14 protein-coding genes and 1 pseudogene are annotated in these 17309 nt (G+C 59.9%); 6 read left to right on the top strand and 9 right to left on the bottom strand.

Annotated elements, in window-relative coordinates; all coding sequences use genetic code 11:
* Positions 1-121 precede the first annotated feature (121 nt).
* Together ACOYXI_RS02380 and ACOYXI_RS02375 are read right to left on the bottom strand one after the other, a co-directional pair.
* Positions 122-532: an SRPBCC family protein gene (locus tag ACOYXI_RS02380; protein ID WP_461674241.1), complete on the bottom strand. Its 411-nt coding sequence runs from the start codon at positions 530-532 to the stop codon at positions 122-124.
* A 30-nt stretch (positions 533-562) separates the two neighbouring features.
* On the bottom strand, positions 563-1360 hold the full coding sequence (locus tag ACOYXI_RS02375; RefSeq protein ID WP_027613242.1) for an SDR family NAD(P)-dependent oxidoreductase: 798 nt from the start codon (positions 1358-1360) through the stop codon (positions 563-565).
* Positions 1361-1942: 582 nt separating this feature from the next.
* Between ACOYXI_RS02375 and ACOYXI_RS02370 the strand changes: the two genes are divergently transcribed.
* Positions 1943-2602: a methyltransferase family protein gene (locus ACOYXI_RS02370; RefSeq protein WP_134786039.1), complete on the top strand. Its 660-nt coding sequence runs from the start codon at positions 1943-1945 to the stop codon at positions 2600-2602.
* Positions 2603-2782: 180 nt separating this feature from the next.
* Here the strand turns inward: ACOYXI_RS02370 and ACOYXI_RS02365 are convergent, their stop codons facing one another.
* Complete coding sequence (locus tag ACOYXI_RS02365) at positions 2783-3451, bottom strand: HAD-IA family hydrolase (RefSeq protein ID WP_461674240.1); 669 nt, start codon at positions 3449-3451, stop codon at positions 2783-2785.
* Positions 3452-3530: 79 nt separating this feature from the next.
* Positions 3531-3944 (bottom strand): response regulator, encoded by a 414-nt coding sequence (locus ACOYXI_RS02360; protein ID WP_098968195.1) that lies wholly within the window; start codon positions 3942-3944, stop codon positions 3531-3533.
* A gap of 199 nt (positions 3945-4143) precedes the next feature.
* On the opposite strand from ACOYXI_RS02360, the gene ACOYXI_RS02355 reads away from it, so the two are divergent.
* Both ACOYXI_RS02355 and ACOYXI_RS02350 read left to right on the top strand, forming a co-directional pair.
* Positions 4144-5085, top strand: coding sequence for a class I SAM-dependent methyltransferase (locus tag ACOYXI_RS02355; protein ID WP_461674239.1), 942 nt, complete (start codon positions 4144-4146; stop codon positions 5083-5085).
* A 356-nt stretch (positions 5086-5441) separates the two neighbouring features.
* Positions 5442-9674, top strand: coding sequence for a hypothetical protein (locus ACOYXI_RS02350; RefSeq protein WP_461674238.1), 4233 nt, complete (start codon positions 5442-5444; stop codon positions 9672-9674).
* 413 nt (positions 9675-10087) lie between these two features.
* Here the strand turns inward: ACOYXI_RS02350 and ACOYXI_RS02345 are convergent.
* The 3 genes and pseudogenes from ACOYXI_RS02345 to ACOYXI_RS02335 all read right to left on the bottom strand — a co-directional run bounded on the left by ACOYXI_RS02345 (position 10088) and on the right by ACOYXI_RS02335 (position 12392).
* Positions 10088-10448: pseudogene (locus ACOYXI_RS02345) on the bottom strand (DUF6124 family protein).
* A gap of 141 nt (positions 10449-10589) precedes the next feature.
* On the bottom strand, positions 10590-10961 hold the full coding sequence (locus tag ACOYXI_RS02340; RefSeq protein ID WP_461674237.1) for a DUF6124 family protein: 372 nt from the start codon (positions 10959-10961) through the stop codon (positions 10590-10592).
* 651 nt (positions 10962-11612) lie between these two features.
* A complete protein-coding gene (locus ACOYXI_RS02335) occupies positions 11613-12392 on the bottom strand; it encodes a helix-turn-helix transcriptional regulator (RefSeq protein ID WP_461674236.1) in 780 nt (259 codons plus the stop codon).
* Positions 12393-12503: 111 nt separating this feature from the next.
* Here ACOYXI_RS02335 and ACOYXI_RS02330 point away from each other — a divergent pair, with 111 nt between their 5' ends.
* Entirely contained in the window at positions 12504-13619 is a 1116-nt protein-coding gene (locus ACOYXI_RS02330) for a polyamine ABC transporter substrate-binding protein (protein WP_461674235.1), read from the top strand.
* 164 nt (positions 13620-13783) lie between these two features.
* On the top strand, positions 13784-14902 hold the full coding sequence (locus tag ACOYXI_RS02325; protein WP_461674234.1) for a DmpA family aminopeptidase: 1119 nt from the start codon (positions 13784-13786) through the stop codon (positions 14900-14902).
* Between the two features lie 92 nt (positions 14903-14994).
* On the opposite strand, the gene ACOYXI_RS02320 is transcribed toward ACOYXI_RS02325, so the two are convergent.
* Positions 14995-15582, bottom strand: coding sequence for an NAD(P)H-dependent oxidoreductase (locus ACOYXI_RS02320; protein WP_098968187.1), 588 nt, complete (start codon positions 15580-15582; stop codon positions 14995-14997).
* Positions 15583-15668: 86 nt separating this feature from the next.
* On the opposite strand from ACOYXI_RS02320, the gene ACOYXI_RS02315 reads away from it, so the two are divergent.
* On the top strand, positions 15669-16307 hold the full coding sequence (locus ACOYXI_RS02315) for a TetR/AcrR family transcriptional regulator (protein WP_461674233.1): 639 nt from the start codon (positions 15669-15671) through the stop codon (positions 16305-16307).
* 199 nt (positions 16308-16506) lie between these two features.
* On the opposite strand, the gene ACOYXI_RS02310 is transcribed toward ACOYXI_RS02315, so the two are convergent.
* Entirely contained in the window at positions 16507-17193 is a 687-nt protein-coding gene (locus tag ACOYXI_RS02310) for a GNAT family N-acetyltransferase (protein ID WP_103369584.1), read from the bottom strand.
* Positions 17194-17309 lie beyond the last annotated feature (116 nt).

Here is a 17309-nt window from a genome sequence, read left to right as displayed (position 1 = left end):
CCGCGCTGCATTGTAGGAGTGAGCCTGCTCGCGATATCGGTGGGTCAGCCAACATAATTGTTGAATGATCGACCGCTATCGCGAGCAGGCTCACTCCTACAAGGGTTTTTGTGGCGTTCAATCAGGCTGGATAGTTGGCCCGCAGCGCCTCAAGGCCACCCTGATAGATGCCGGTGAACAGCGCCACCACTTCCTCTTCGCTCACGCCCTTGGCGTTGAAGCGTCCCGACCACGTTACCCGGGCGCCCTGCCCCTGAGCTTCAACCTTGATCGTCGCCAGATAGTCAGTCGCCGGGAACGGTGCCTGTTCGATCGAGTAGCTGTAGGTCCTGGCAGCGTTGTCGAACGCTTGCAGACGCTCGATCACCACCGCGCCGTCGGCGGTTTGCAGGGTGCGCACGCGTCCGCCTTCGCTCAGCTCACTCTTGGGAATCAACGGCAGCCAATCCGGCAGCGTGTTGAAGCCGCCGATCAATTGCCAGACCTGATCGGCCGAAGCCGGGATGTCGATCGTTGCTGATGCAGTTGCCATAAATAAACGCTTCTCCAGAGTCTTCGCGGTTCAGATCGCCATACTGTCGACTACACCGCCATCCACGCGCAAGGCCGCGCCAGTGGTGGCGGAGGAAAACGGCGAAGCGATGTACGTGACCAGATGCGCCACCTCGGCAACATCGGCCACCCGCTGGATGATCGACGTCGGCCGCGCTCTGCGCACAAACGCATCAGCCTCTTCACGCAGATTACGGCCGGACTCGGCGGCAGCATCCTTGAGCATGTGTTCCACGCCACCGGTAAACGTCGGCCCCGGCAGGATCGCATTGACCGTCACACCGGTGCCCGCCAGACGCTTGGCCAAGCCATGGGACACCGCAAGGTTGGCGCTTTTGGTCACGCCGTAATTAAGCATGTCGGCCGGGGTCGCCACACCGGATTCCGAGGACAGGAAAATCACCCGTCCCCAGCCCTGCTCGACCATCGCCGGCACGTAATGCCGCGACAGGCGCACGCCGGAAATCACGTTGACCTCGTAGAAACGCGTCCACTCACTGTCCGGGGTGTCGAAGAAATCCACGGCATCGAAAATGCCGAGGTTGTTCACCAGAATGTCGGCGCGTGGTTCGGCGGCGAACAGTTTTTCCGCACCTTCGGCAGTGCCCAGGTCGGCCGTCAGTCCGCGCAGTTGCGCACCCGGCACCTGCTGGCGAATGCTCGCCAGCGCTTGCTCGACCTTGGCCGTTTCACGCCCGATCACCACAACCGTGGCTCCGGCCTCGGCCAGTGACTGACTGATGCCCAGACCAATGCCACCCGTGCTGCCGCTGACGATGGCCAGTTTTCCACTCAAGTCGATTTTCATGGGTTCACCTCTTCGATGGGCAATACACGGACAAATAGAAGGAATGGATCAGCGTAGACGCGATGTTGGCCGGATGAAGGCGTTGCCGACCAAAGACTGGTCACGACCGACCCGACGCCTTCGCGAGCAAGCCCGCTCCCACTTGGGATTGTCGGTCGATGGAGGCTCTCGGGCTGGCCATGATCAAGGGTGGGAGTGGGCTTGCTCACGAAGGGGCCGGGACATCCGGCTTCAATGGTGACTGACCCGACGCCTTCACGAACAAGCCTGCTCCCACTGGGGATTGTCGGTGGATGGAGATTCTCGGGCTGGCCCGGATCAAGGGTGGGAGTGGGCTTGCTCACGAAGGGGTCGGGACATCCGGCTTCAATGGTGACTGACCTGACGCCTTCGCGAGCAAGCCCGCTCCCACTGGGGATTGTCGGTCGATGGAGGCTCTCGGGCTGGCCCGGATCAAGGGTGGGAGTGGGCTTGCTCACGAAGGGGTCGGGACATCCGGCTTCAATGGTGACTGATCCGGTACCTACGCGGGTTCAGCGGCGTCCTACACTGAAAGGATCAGCCGCTTTTCAAGAGATGACCATGAAAATGTCTGCGCAAATGACCGTGGTTGCGGTGCTCGCCACCCTCGCCTACCTGGGCCTTGCGGTGTGGGGCATTGGCGGGCCGGCGGTGTTCTTTTCGCATGGGGCGCTGGTGCTGGTGGCGCTGGCCACGGTGCTGATGGTGGTGGCGTCGCTGTTCACCGATGTAAACATGAGCTCGGGCGAGCGCGAGGACCGCGCCAATCGCTGGGTGATTCCGGCGTTCGGCGTGATCGGTCTGGTCAGCGGTTTTCTCCCGGCATACTGCGACCGCATCGACTTCTGGACCTTCGGCGCTGAAGGCGTGCGCTGGCTCGGCGCGCTGTTGTTTATCGTCGGTGGCACGCTGCGGCTGTGGCCGGTGTTTGTGCTGGGCCGTCGGTTCAGCGGCCTGGTGGCGATTCAGCCGGGGCATCGGCTGGTCACCGACGGCATTTACACACGCCTGCGCAATCCGAGCTATCTGGGGCTGGTGGTCAACGCCGTGGGCTGGGCGCTGGCGTTTCGTTCCAGTGTCGGGTTGATTCTGGCGGCGCTGACGCTGATTCCACTGATCGCACGTATTCACTCGGAAGAGGCGCTGCTGCGCGGGCAGTTTGGTGCAGAGTACGAGGCTTATTGCGCGCGTAGCTGGCGATTGTTGCCGAGGGTTTACTGACGCCATCACCAGCAGACTGACTGGCTCCTGCAGTGTTGGATAGCGGGCAACATTTACGGCCCGACATTGATCGAATGTGGGAGCGGGCTTGCTCGCGAATGCGCTGAATCAGTCGACATCGCATGCAACTGAAAGACCGCATTCGCGAGCAAGCCCGCTCCCACAGGGGACTTTGTAGTGTCAGGCCTTTTGCAGGTGCAGTTGACCTTGGCTATCGACGACAACGCTCATCTGCTCATAACTGTCGATAGTCGCGTGGCGGGTTTCGAGGGGATGCTGGTGCGTCGTGGTGATGATCATCAGCGCTGCACCTGCCGCTTCAGCGGCCTGAATACCGACAGTGGCATCTTCGAAAATCAGGCAATCAGCGGGATCAAGCCCCAGACGTTGCGCGGCCAGAAGATAACCCGCCGGATCAGGCTTGCCAGCCGCCACATTCTCCGCCGTAATCATCACCGCAGGCTCGGAAATCCCCGCCGCGGCCATCCGCCGCAACGCCAGATCCCGTGGCGCCGACGTCACCATCGCCCAGCGCTCACTCGGCAAGGCTTCGAGAAACGCCGCAGCCCCAGGTATCTGCACAATCCCTTCGACATCATCGATTTCCGCCTGCGCGATGAACGCCGCTTGCGCCTCGGCGTCCACTCCCGGCAGGTTCAGCCGGCGGATGGTGTCGATGGCGCGAGCACCGTGGATGGTCGGCAGGAAACGCTCGACATCAACCCCGTGGCGCTCGGCCCACGCGGCCCAGACGCGCTCGGCAGCGGCGATGGAATTGAGGACGGTGCCGTCCATGTCGAACAGGAACGCGCCGAACGCGCGGTCGAAGACGTTATCGTGAGCAGACAAAAGGTCGCATCCTTTGACAGAATTGGGCAGATTGGCCGGGCAATGTAGCATTTTTGCCCGGCCATTCGCCCCGAAGGGCTCAGTGCAGACGCGCGGCCTTGGACTTGAACGCGCTGTCGACACAGTCAAGCAACTGGCCGATGGCCCAAGGCTTTTTGATGAACGCCACCGGATGCTTGACCCCGGAAGTTTCCGGGGTTTCATAACCGGACATGACCATCACCGGTTTGTCCGGCCAGCGGTCGCCGACCAGATTGGCCAGCCCCGCTCCGTTGATTTCACCGGGCATGGTGATGTCGGTGAGCAGCAGCGCGACTTCCGGCGCGTGCTCTTCCAGATACAGCTTGGCGGCATCCGCGCTGGTTTGCGGCTCGACCTTGAAACCTTCCTCCTGAAGAATTTCGCAGAGAAACTCCAGAATCAACGGGTCGTCCTCAACCACCAGAATCAACCCGTCAGGAAGGTGCTCGCTCGCCGTCGGTGTTGGACTCATGAACTGGCACTCCCTGAATTGCATTAACGATTTAGCGGCTTGTTTCCGCTGCTTATCTGGTATGAGCAGCGCGCCCTGCATAAATTCATTTTTGATACAGGTCTTTTCTTAACAGTCCTGATCAGCGTTCGGCGACGGGCGTTCGCCAAGCGGCTTTTGTGGTTAAAATGCCGGCCCTTTTGCTTGCCGACCGTGACTGATGAACCCTGAAGCCCTCGCCACCCTCCGCGCCCATCTGCTGCCTGCACTCGCCGCGGCACCGAGCGAAACCCGCCGCCTGTTCCATGGCCGTGGGCGTTGCTGGCCGGGGCTGGAACAGTTGACGGTGGACTGGCTGCAAGGCGTGGTGCTGGTGTCGCTGTTCAAGGAGCCGCAGCCCGAACAGCTCGAAGCGCTCAAGCAATCGCTGCTAGACCTCAGCACCTCGGCCGAGTGGCAACAGTCCGGCGCCCACACCTTGCTGGTGCAACATCGGTATTTGCCGCAGAGCACCGCCGAATGGTTGCTGGGCAATGAAATCGACGAGATGAGCATCGTCGAGGGCGGCTTGCAGTACCGCGTCGACCTGGGCCGCAAGCAAAACGCCGGGCTTTTTCTCGACATGCGCTACGGGCGCAACTGGGTGCGTGAACAAGCGGCGGGCAAACGGGTGCTGAACCTGTTCGCCTACACCTGCGGGTTTTCCGTGGCAGCCATCGAAGGCGGCGCCAGCCATGTGGTCAATCTCGACATGTCCCGCGCCGCGCTGAGCCGTGGTCGCGACAATCACCGGCTGAACGGGCATGACCTGAGCAAGGTGAGTTTTCTCGGTCACGACTTGTTCAAGTCCTGGGGCAAGGTGATCAACAGCGGCCCGTACGACCTGGTCATCATCGACCCGCCGTCGTTCCAGAAAGGCAGCTTTCTGCTGACCAAGGATTACCAGCGCGTATTGCGTCGTTTACCGGAATTGCTCACGGCTGACGGCACGGTGCTGGCGTGCATGAATGATCCGTCGTTCGGTTCGGACTTTCTGATCGATGGCGTGACGCAAGAGGCGCCGAGTTTGCGCTTTGAGGAGCGGCTGGAGAATCCGCCGGAGTTTCCGGATATTGATCCTGAGAGCGGCCTGAAGGCGCTCGTCTTCAAACGCCTCGACTGACCCGACATCCCGCGAACCCCGCTCATCCCTGTAGGAGTGAGCCTGCTCGCGAAGACTGACTCACCGGCAACCCATTTCTTCAGAAGGACAAAACCCGCCGCCCCGATCAACCGGGGCGGCGGGTTTTGTCGTTCAGGCCGAGATCAAACCGTCCCCGTCTTCAACGAATGATCATTGAGCACGCTGCTGATGATTGCCGCGCTGTCCTGCCCACCCGCAATCACCTCAGCGCCCCCCGACCGTTCATCGCAAATACGTCCCTACCTGTAATTTCTGACAGTAGCCAGAGCCGTCATCTTCAGCGCTGAATAACTCCACGCCCTTTGTCTCCCGACAGTTCGCACGGAGTTCCGTCCATGCTCGTTCAGCCCAAGATGAAAATCTCTGCCCCCCATTCACTGCTGGACCCGATAGTGCTCGGGCGCCTCCTGCCTTCCGGTCAGTGGGGGATCAACCGGGCGGCGGTGTTCACTTTTCCCGACCTCGGCCTGCTGGTCGTCATCCCCATCTGGGCCACCAAGGCTGTCGGCGATACCGTCAAGCTGCTGCTCAATGACCGTGAGGTCGACGGGCGTCCCATCATTGACCAGACCGAGCTCAAACAACCGACCCTCTTGTGGGTGGCTCCTCGTCATCTGCAGACAGGTCCTTACCAACTCACCTACGAAATCAAACAGCCCAATCAAAAAGAAGAGCGTCCGGACAAGCCCCTCGACCTCTTCGTCAAACTGGAACTCCCCGGTGGCCAGGATACCGACCCGGACCCTGGTCACTCCAACCTGTACATGTACATTCCCCCGGCAATCGTCAACGGCGGGGTGGACAAAGACGTTGCCGAAGCGGGGGTGCCGATTGTCATCAGGTCCGCGGCCGGCGGCTTGCCTTACCCTGACATCGCGGAGGGCGACGTCATTCATCTCAGTTGGGGTGGCTTTTTTGAGTATTCCACACCGGTGACCCTGGAGCAGATCAACGATCCAGCGGCAAACCCGATATTAATCACGGTCTCCAAAGCCACTATTAAAGAGGCTGGTGACACCGACCTCTTCGGTCTGGCGGTCACCTTCAAGGTGCGCGACATCGTCGGCAATGAATCGGAAGACTGGTGCAAGGCAACCCGCATTGTCGTCACCACCGGCATCGACCTGCTGGCCGCACCGATTGTTCAGGAGGCCGTCAACAACAAGCTCGACGCCGATAAACAGGGCGACAACGACATCACAGTGCATGTCACGGCCGACCGACCAGACTTCGAGATGAATGACATCATTCACTTGACCATGCTCGGCACCACCCTGGAGGGCGAAAAAGTCGAAGTCACCGCTCTGCCCCAGACCGTCGACAATATCCCGCATAACTACGAGTTCAAGCTGTCCATTGCGGCCGTGCGTAAACTGGTCAATACCCAGATCAGTTTCTTCTATCGGCTGGAACGCAGCGGCAGCAGTGACCCGTTACGCTCAAAAAGGCAGTTTGTACAAGTCACCGGCGCAGCCCACCGCCTGGCCGCACCGATCATCGAAGAAGCCGAGGGAGACTTCATCGATCCCACGAAGACACCCATCAACGTCCGCATTCCGTTCGATCCGGCCATCGAGTACGGCATGGGCATTGAGCTGTTCCTGTTGGGTAAACGTCCGGACGGCAGCACCTTCCTGCCTGAGTTGGAGTGGCACATTCCGGAGGAGGATGAAGTCGAGAATCCCGAAGGTTTTGTCATCACCGTCGATGACTACAACCTCAAGCTCCTTGACGGCGGAACCCTGAAGGGGTGGTACGACCTGCTGACAGCCGAAGGCGACGAGATCCTCAGACGGGAATCGCTGCACACGAAATTGCTCAATGTGGGTGAACCGAAATTCGAGCTGGACGCCCCCATTGTCCTCGGGGTGGCGAACGGCTTCCTCGACCCGGCCACACTGCCCGGCGGTACCAGTAAACTGACCATCCCCAGGCCTGTGGTGAAGCCATGGGTAGCCAACGACGAGGCCACCTGGAAGTGGGTGGGCGACATCTCCGGCGAGGAACCCGGGTCCCGCACATTCAATGCCGTAACCGCCCAACAAGACTGGGTCATCAACCTGGACGCCGCCTTCGTCGCCCAGCACATCGAACCGAACCGCGGCAGCAAGATCACCGTCCGTTACCAGCTCTGGCGGAATGCCACAGATGAGACCAGCCTTTCGAATCCATTGGTGTTCACCGTGGGCGTCGCGCTGGAACTGCTCGCCCCCTCGATCAAGGAGAACAACGGCGACAGCACACTCAACCCGCTGCTGGTCAGGGACACCTTGACCATCGTGGTGCCGGACAACAGCGCGTTGCTGCCAACTGATGAAATCATCGCCACCTGGACTGGCGCACAGGGTACGCCCGCAGGCGGTTCGCACACCTCTGTTCCTCGGCCGCTGGGCAGCAACCGGGAGTTTGCGATTCCGAATAGTGTGGTCGCGTTCAACCTGAACAAAGATGTGAAGGTGTCCTACGTCGTCATCCGCGACAGCAAGCCGCTGCCGTCCCTCGTCTTTGATTTGACTGTGTTGAGCATGCCGCAGAATGAACTGCTCAAACCGATCATCAAGGACGCGGACAACGACGGCGAAGGCCCGGAGTTCAACGTAGGGAATCTGACCAGCAATGCCACCTATCGCATGGGCGTCTGGCCGTTGATTGCCACAGGCCAATATGTCTGGCTGCGCCTGAAAGGGACGAACGCTGATGGCAGCAACTACAACCTGCAGATTCATACGGCACCAGGCTCATACGTCACTGATCAATGGATCAATCAAGGTTATTACGAGCGAAGCATCGCCTTTGCAGGCTTGAGAAACCTCAAGGATGGCAGCCCGCTGACCATGGAGTTCAAGGCCGCGTTCGGCAAGAACACGAATGAGAGCGAGGCAGTGGACTTCCCTGTGCGCACCTACATGATCAAAGCGTTTGAGGATGTTCGGCCAGAAATTACCGGATCGAAAGACTCCAAAGGGAATGAGATTCTCCCGGGCGCCACGACCGTTGACACTTCGATCAAGCTTGAAGGGAAAGGGGCTAAAGGTCAGAAAGTCCTGATCAAAGACGGCAACATCGAGATAGGCATTGCCGACGTCGATCCACAGAGTGGTGACTGGGAGTTTCCGGTGACGGGGCTGGCCCTTGTCTCCCATAGTTTCACCGCCACTGCCCAGTACGGCAATGGGCAGATATCGGATCAGTGGGTCGTGGTCGTGACCGCTCCTACCGCGCCAACTATCACTCGGGTGGAAAACTCCAAAGGGGAAGAAATTCTCCCGGGCGCCACGACCGTTGACACCTCGATCAAGCTTGAAGGGAAAGGCGCTAAAGGTCAGAAAGTCCTGATCAAGGATGGCAATATCGAGATAGGCATTGCCGACATCGATCCACAGAGTGGTGACTGGGAGTTCCCGGTGACGGGGCTGAGCGCCGACACCCATAGTTTCACCGCTACTGCGCGGTATGGTAATGAGGAGGTATCGCTTCCGCGGATCGTGGTCGTGGTGGCTGCCGACACACCGGCCATCACATCAGTAAAAGACGAGAGCAACTGGAACATCCGCGAAAACGGTTACACCGTGCACACCAGCATCACGCTCACTGGCTCTGCGCCGGCCGGCCAGGAGGTGGAAGTTTTTCTCGGTGCGGTCTCCAAAGGCAAGGCCAAGGCAGAAAGCAACTCCATCTGGAGCCGTCCCGTTAGCGGGTTGTCGTTGGACGTGTTGCATACTTTCACGGCCATTGGTCAATACGCAAATAACCCGCCGTCGAATCCCTGGCGCCTGACCGTATTGAATGGGGTCCGGCCGGCGATCACCGGTGCGGAAGATTCCAACGGGCAGCCAATCAGCAATGATGGAAGCACCGGTGACACCACTGTTCGTCTGAGGGGGACGGCGACCAAGCATCTTGAGGTGGAAATTTTCGACGGTAACAGCTCCACAGGCAAAAGGGTCGAGGCCAATGCAGATGGAATATGGACGGTTGAACTGACCGGACTGACGCGTACGAAGCATGTGTTCAAAGCCAAGGCGTTGTATGGCAGCGGGATGGAGTCGGGAGAGTGGATAGTGAACGTGGTCGATTTCGTTGACCTCGTCGAAGACTTTAAGTCATATCCAAAAGAAGTACTGATTTCAAATCCAGGGGGATCTCTCGAGGGGACGCACACCAAAGTAACGTTGAATACAAATACAGGGGGGATGCGGCACCAGGGCGTTTTGGTGACCGACATGGGTTCGACACCGTGGTTTCGGGGCAGTATGCACGGCGCGGATAGTTCAGCCACACTTGCGTACTCCTTAGGATTGAAACAAGGGAGTGCCAAGAGCGCAACAATCTACGGCATCTTTTCCATAACTCTTTCTATCCGCGTCCAGCTTGAGTTTCTACGGAACAATTTTGTGGTGTTCTCAATGTTGTATTACGAGGGTAAGCCACCTGAAGAATATTATGAACGGGACGTCGCCCCAGACAATGGCCAAGCGTTCGATACACTCAAGTTCGTGGTGACTACGAATTTTGGGAATGAATCCGCGCATTGGATTGACATCGGCAGGGTCACATTCAAAAGCTAAACAGTTCCCGTGACCTCTCCAAGAGCATCACTGCCCGAAAACGGGTAATCCACGCTAGGCACCTCTCCTTGGTGGGGAGGTGCTTAGCACTTTCGCCTAAAGCTGGTGTGTTTTCAATGAACTGAAGTGAACCCAGGAGGTTATTGGCCGGGGTAACGATTTCCCACGATAGTGTTACCCCGATCAATTAACCCGAGCACAGCTGTATCCGAATACTCACCTACATTACTCAAAACATATGCAGGCCAATTCTTGGCCTGCGAAAAACAATCTGGAATAAGGCGGGAGAAGGGGACGAATTTATTTAATAGACTCACGCCTACAAGGGATCTTTGCCGGGCACTTAACCCGTGACCAACGCAGATCCACTGTAGGAGCGAGCCTGCTCGCGAAGAGGCCAGAACTGTCAGCACCTATTCCTTGGGCACAACATTATCCAGCACCTGATTCACCGCCAACTCCCCCAGCATCACCACCTGCGCAATGCCCAACACCGTATTACGACTCGGCCCCTCCAGCGTGCCGGCGAAATCACCGAGCATGACCGTGGCCGAAGGCCAGGGATTCGCAGGCGTTGGCCAGCAGGGATTCGGTGTCGGTTTGTGGGTTGACCAGGAACATGCTGCTGGGGGTGTACGGCGTTGCCATGATGTTCGCGGGCGCGAGGTAATGGTCGAGGGCGCGTTCGGCGGCTTCGTGGAGTTTTCTGGAGTTGAGGGATTCGTAGGGAGATAGCGGGTCTGTGATTGGCGGATTGGTTGAGGTTTCGGACATCAGCTGGAACTCCGATCGGGGCACTTTGAAAGGATTACTCACTGTAGGAGCTGCCGCAGGCTGCGATCTATTGATCTTGATCTTGAAAAACAAAATCAAAAGATCGCAGCCTGCGGCAGCTCCTACAGGGGGACCGGGCAGTTAATTCGGCACGCGGCGGCCGTCCAGTACCCGGTTGACCATCAGTTCACTGAGCATGATCACCTGATGCAGCATCAGCATCGCCCGGCGCTGTGGGTGGTCGACGACGTCGCCAATATCGCGGGCCATGTCGCTGGCGGCGGCTAATGATTCGCAGGCTTCGACGAGCAAGGTTTCTTCGTCCACGGTGGGGTCGATGAGGAAGATTCTGTTCGCCTTGCATGACGAGATTGAAGGGATCGAGATCTTCAGGGCGCCGGGGTTGAGGTAGAAGTTGATGGCACGGTCGGTCGCGGCTTTTATCTTCTGCGGGTCGAGGGCTGGGTCGTACGGGATTGAGGTGTCCGGGGGGTTGGGTGTGGCTTTGAACATGGATGTACTCCTATTGCAGTTATTCAGGAGCCATCACTCTCGCTACCAAACGAGGGGTGGTGGCCATACGCGGGTTGGTAGACCGGCTGCAATAGGAACCCGGCGCTCACGAGTGAGCCCCACGCATGACCACCATAAAACCGAGCCCCACAAAGGGACTGCATAGGTGTTGCCATACAGCTATTACAGACGGGCTACCAAACCCGATCACTGATTTTCAGTGACAGGGAAACGATAAGCCCGTCGCATAGCCGTGTAAGCCGGCGGATTCTGGCGTACGCGTAGGTAACGGCGCAAGGCGTTGTAGCCGGCATGGCGTAACGGTTCGTGTACTTTAAACGTGGTTGCGGGGTGATGTTTATGTGCGGCGTTTGCTCTGTTGTTTTGATTTTGTCTGGCAGGCCGCTTTCGCGAGCAAGCCCGCTCCCACAGTTGGAATGAGTGCATTCAGGTGGGAGGTTGGTCGGTTGGCAGGCCGCCATCGCTGGTAAGCCCGCTCCCACAATTTGACTGAGTGCATTCAGTTTGGGATTGGTTGGCTGGTGAGCCGCCTTCGCCAGCAGGCTGGCCCTTACAGTTGTATTGGGTGTATTCATTTGGGGATTGGTTGGCTGTAAGGGCGTCATTGCTGGCAAGCCAGTTCCCACAGGTTCAGGCAGTCGGTGGGCGCAACACCAGCGCAAACAGTTCGCCATGCCCGTTCACATTGAGCTTGTGATAGAGATTGCGCCGATGCACTTTCACCGTCTCCGGCGAGATGCCCATCTGCTGGGCGATGGCCTTGCTGGAAAAGCCCTGCAGAATCAGCCGCGCGGTGTCGACTTCACGGGTGGTCAGGCGCGCATCGAAGCGATCGAGCAGCGTTGCCAGATCCCCCGCCACCGGCTCGGCGCCCGTCCCTTGCGGCGGCAACAGCTGCACGTGTCGGCGCATCGCCGCCAGCACCCAGTCGCGCACACACAGCAGACGGCCCTGCTCGGCCAGATCGAAAGCCGTCGAGCGTCCGAGTGACAGGCCAAGCACGCCGCCCTCGATGTTGATCATGAACTGCAACTCGTCCTCACCGACCACCGAGCGAAAGTAGCTCTGGTAATACTCGCTGTGCAGAAACTGGTCCGGCGCCACCGAGGCCAGGCTATGCAGGCCGTCGGCGATGCCGGTCGAGGCGGTTTGGTAGAACGGATCGAGCAGGTACATGCCAGCGGTGTAGCTGGCCAGTTCTTCCTGCTCGTCGGCGCGGCCCTTGCTGTCGAAGTCGATCAGCAATTGCGGTGCCTGCCCCGCCTTCATCAACGCCACCAGCGCGTTGTCCAGCGGCACCAGCAGGCGCAGCGTGTCGACCAACGCGCGCCAGAAAGCGTCCTGGCCGACGGCGGCAAACACCCGCGCCAGACTTTGGTGCACCGGCAACTCCTGCAACAACGCGTCCACGCTCTACCCCTTTTGAGTAACCCATGATGGGAATGGGTCAGGCGTGCCCGCCCCGATAGGCTGAGCACTCCTGTCAATCACCGGCCTGCCGCAGGCCAGGAGTGCCGCATCATGCGTTGTCGTCGTGGCTATATCAACCGGGGCATCAACCTTGGCCTGCTCGCCTGTTTTGGCGTCGCATCCGCCGCCAGTGCCGCCGATGCGCCGAGCGTGCACGTTTACAACTGGTACGACTACATCGGCCCCACGACGTTGGCTGACTTCAAGCGCGACAGCGGCATTCAACCGGTTTACGACACCTTCGACAGCGCCGAAGTGCTCGAAGGCAAACTGCTGACCAGCCGCAGCGGTTACGACGTGGTGGTGGCGAGCAACTTCAGCCTGCCGACGCTGATCAAGGCCGGCGCCCTCGCCCCGCTGCCTCGCGATCAACTGCCGGGCTGGAACAATCTGGACAGCGATCTGCTGAGCAAACTGGCCAACAACGACCCCGGCAATCAATACGCCGTGCCTTATCTGTGGGGCACCAACGGCATCGGCTACAACGTCGACAAAGTGCGCGCCGCGCTCGGCGACAAGGCGCCGCTGGATTCGTGGGATCTGGTGTTCAAAGAAGAGAACCTCGCCAAGCTCGGCCAGTGCGGGGTGGCGATGCTCGACTCGCCGTCGGAAATGCTCCCGGTGGCCCTGCACTACCTGGGCTTGCCGCCCAACAGCACCAACCCCGAGGACTATCAGAAAGCCGAAGCGCTGCTGCTCAAATTGCGCCCGCACATTGCCTACTTCAACTCGTCGAAGTTCATCAGTGACCTGTCCAACGGCAACATCTGCGTGGCAGTCGGCTGGTCCGGTGCAATGCTCGAAGCCAAGACCAACGCCGAGCAGGCCAACAACGGCGTGAAGATCGCCTACAGCCTGCCCAAGGAAGGCGCGCCAGTGTGGTTCGACACGCTGGTGCTGCTCAAGGATGCGCCGAACCGCGCTCAGGGTCTGGCGTTTATCGACTACCTGCTGCGCCCGGAAGTGATCGCGCCGGTCAGTGATCACCTGTCGTACCCCAACGGCAATCGTGCGGCGACACCACTGGTGGCCGAGGCCACGCGGGATAACCCGGCGGTGTATCCGTCGGCCGCGGCGATGGCCACGTTGTACACCCTGGAACCGCTGCCCAAAGCCACCGAACGCGTGCGTACGCGGGTGTGGAGCAAGGTCAAGAACGGCCAGTAACCCCAACACATTTCCCTGTGGGAGCGAGCTTGCTCGCGAATGCGTCGGGTCAGTCAACATCTCCTTTGAATGACACACCGCATTCGCGGGCAAGCCACGCTCCCACAGGGGTTTTGTGTTCAGTCCCGCTCATTCATTTCTGCCTTTTTATAGAGAGACATCCCATGAAACCTCGTGCCCGTGACCTCAACATCCGCATCGGCCAACTGCAACCCGGCCCGCTCAACGCCATCACCGACGTCCCCGGCGTGCGCGTCGGCCACAGTAACGTGCGTGGCCGCAGCGACAGCGGACGGGACATCTGCACCGGCGTCACAGTGATCGAACCGCGCCGCGGCTCGACCAACCAGCAACCGTGCTTCGCCGGGGTGCATGTGCTCAATGGCAATGGCGATGCCACCGGCCTTGAGTGGATTCGCGAGGCCGGGCTGCTGACCAGTCCCATCGCCTTCACCAACACCCACAGTCTTGGCGTGGTGCGCGATGCGTTGATTGCGCTGGATCGTCAGCAGCAACCGGACGACGGGCGCCTCTACTGGAACATGCCGGTGGTGCTGGAAACTTTCGATGGCTTGCTCAACGACATTAATGGTTTTCACGTAAAGCCCGAGCATGTCGCCGAGGCGCTGAGCTCAGCGCATGACGGCGCAGTAGAAGAAGGCGCCGTTGGTGGCGGCAGCGGCATGATCTGCCATGAATTCAAGGGCGGCATCGGCAGCGCGTCACGCCGTTTGAGCAGCGCTCAGGGCGGTTGGACCGTGGGGGCGATCGTGCAGGCCAACCACGGCATTCGCAGTGAGTTGCGGGTAGACGGTTATCCGGTGGGCCGCTACATGGAGCAGGTAGATTCGCCGTTCCTGCGGGCTTCGCTGCCGCATCCAGGCATGGGTTCGATCGTGGTCTGCCTGGCCACCGACGCACCGCTGCTGCCGCATCAATGCACGCGCCTGGCACAGCGCGCCAGCCTCGGTCTGGCGCGCAGCGGCGGCGGTAACGAAGACCACAGCGGCGACATCTTCATCGCCTTCGCCACCGGCAACGATCACGTGCCGCCCGCCGCCTACGAGGGCAAAGGCGCGCCAACCTGCGACGGCTTGCGCATGGTCAACAACGACCACATCAGCGAGCTGTTCCTCGCCGCCACCGAAGCGGTCGAAGAAGCGATCATCAACGCCCTGCTCGCCAGCGAGAGCACCGAGGGCAACGGGCATGCAGTGCCTGGGCTGGATAAGGAAACTCTGCTCGCCGCCCTCGCCAAGGCCGGCTGGCCCGGCGCCCGCTGACCTGTAGGAGCTGCGGCACGCTGCGATCTTTTGACCTTGCTTTCATAAATCAAAAGATCGCAGCCTTCGGCAGCTGCTGCAGGAGGTGAGGTTCAGGTGAACATCTGGGCGCCGATATGTCGCGCCGTTTGCAGATGCTCCTGCGGATCACGCACCTCCGACTCCACCATCAGCGTCGAGCTGACCACCGTCGCCCCGCTGTAATCGAAAATCCCGTGTTCGATCTGCGCCTTCATCGCCGGGCCATAACCGTGGCGTTCGTAGGCGCGTTCGTCGGCCCCCGCAAGCCCGACCAGATGCACGCGCAGGCGCTGCAGCTTCTTCACATGCTTGAGGTCGCCAGCGAAATCAAACGCCCAGCCGTTGCTGAACACCCGATCAATCCAACCCTTGAGCAACGCCGGCATCGACCACCAGTACACCGGGAATACCAGCACCAGAGCGTCGGCCCGATCAATCCGTGCCTGTTCCGCCAATACGTCGGCTGGCGGCCGCGCCTCACGGTGATGCACGGCGAAATCCGCTGCGCCGAACACCGGCTGAAATCCCTCGGCGTACAGATCGGCGATTTCCCGGGTATTGGCAGGGTTGGCGCTTGTCAGGCCCTCGGCAATCTGCGTTGCCACGCTGTGGGTCAGCGAACGCGGTTCGTGATGCGCCACAACAATCAATGCGTGCATGGTCATTCTCCTGTAAGTTTGCGCTGACCAAGGGCTATGTACTCTTGGTAAGTTACGAACAGTAAGTTACGTTTGGTATATAACCGATGTCAACCACAGAAATGACCGAAGCCGACTCCCCTGCCCAGCCGCGACGTCGCCTGTCGCGCGAAGATCGCAACCGCCAGTTGCTCGACGTCGCCTGGCAGATCATTCGGGCCGAGGGCACCGATGCCCTGACCCTGGGTTATCTGGCGGACAAGGCAGGGGTGACCAAACCGGTGGTCTACGACCACTTCACCACTCGCTCGGGCTTGCTCGCGGCGCTTTACCGGGACTTCGATACGCGCCAGACCGCGGTGATGGACGCTGCCATCGACCAATGTCCGCCGACACTGACCGCCACCGCGACAGTGATCGCCACGGCGTACGTCGATTGCGTGTTATTGCAGGGCAATGAGATTCCTGGAGTGATTGCCGCGCTGGGCAGCACGCCGGAGCTGGAAAAGATCAAGCGCGACTACGAGGCAATCTTCCTCGAAAAGTGCCGCAGTGTGCTGCAACCGCTGGCTGCTGGCGGGGAAATCACCCAAGCCGGTTTGCGCGCGATGCTCGGTGCCGCCGAGGCGTTGTCGAATGCTGCCGCCAGTGCTGAAATCAGTGCCCGGCAAGCGAAGGACGAGTTGTTCGCGACCATCATCGCGATGGTGGAACGGGCCGCCGCCCGTGCGACTAGCGGTACTTGAGTCGGCCCCCGCGCGTTCCCATGATGAAGGTACGCAGGCGCTTCACTCCTGAGCGACTGCGTAGGGAACGGGTGTTCTGAACCCCAAATCAAGCCTGTTCCCTGTTTCATGCGCAGCTTGAGCCTCATGGGCTCTACTTCTCCCCATCAAAGAGCCTTGAGGCTCTTTTTTTGTCCGTTTTTTGCGCCGGACTCAGGACTCAGTGCAGCGTCAGGCGCTGACGGACAAACTCTTCGACGTGACGGGTAGTTTGATCCAGATGCCGGTCGCGCTGTTTTTCCGCATCGAGCATCGCGCGCTTGCCGTTTTTCTGCAGCAGGTAGGTGTGGATCTGCTGCACTTCCAGCGAGCGATAGATCGGTGTGGTGTCGATGAAACCGCGCAGGCCATTGCTGCGGTAATGCCGGGTGCTCATCAACACCTGGGTTTCGCGCGCGCCGATCACCTCGAAACCCAGCGCCTCGAAGTACGGCACCTTGCCGACGCTGCAGGTCAGTTCGGCGTGCGGATAACGGCTGACCATCTCGCCGATCATCGCCCGCGCCACGCCCTGGCGCCGATAGCCTTCGCGCACGGCCATGTAGGCGACGCTGCACGCCTCCCAATCGCCTTGCACCGGCAGGTACAAGAGGAAACCTATGACCCGCTCCGGATCGTCCTCGGCCGTCGCTACCAGCAACTCCACCTCGGTGCCCTTCTCGCCATTCAGCGCCTCCAGATACAGATGCACCTCATAGCCGACCGCGTACTGATAGACGTTGTACAGCAGATTGCTCGGGCCAAGACCGACCGCGCTGATGTCGGTCAGGTAATCGACCACCAGTTGCAGAATCTGGCTGTTGACGCTTTCGGGGCATGGGGATTTGTAGTGGGTGATGCGTGGCATGACAACTGAACTCCGGCGGAAAACCGCGACATCATACCGTGTCCCGACGCCTGCCACTGTCGCAGGAAATACCGAAGCAAGCTGACGGTTGACCTGAAGAAAATTTCATCTGCCAA

The sequence above is a fragment of the Pseudomonas sp. G3-19 genome, assembly GCF_054855875.1.
The sequence above is the reverse complement of the archived record's forward strand: the minus strand, read 5'-3'. Positions and strand labels throughout refer to the sequence as shown.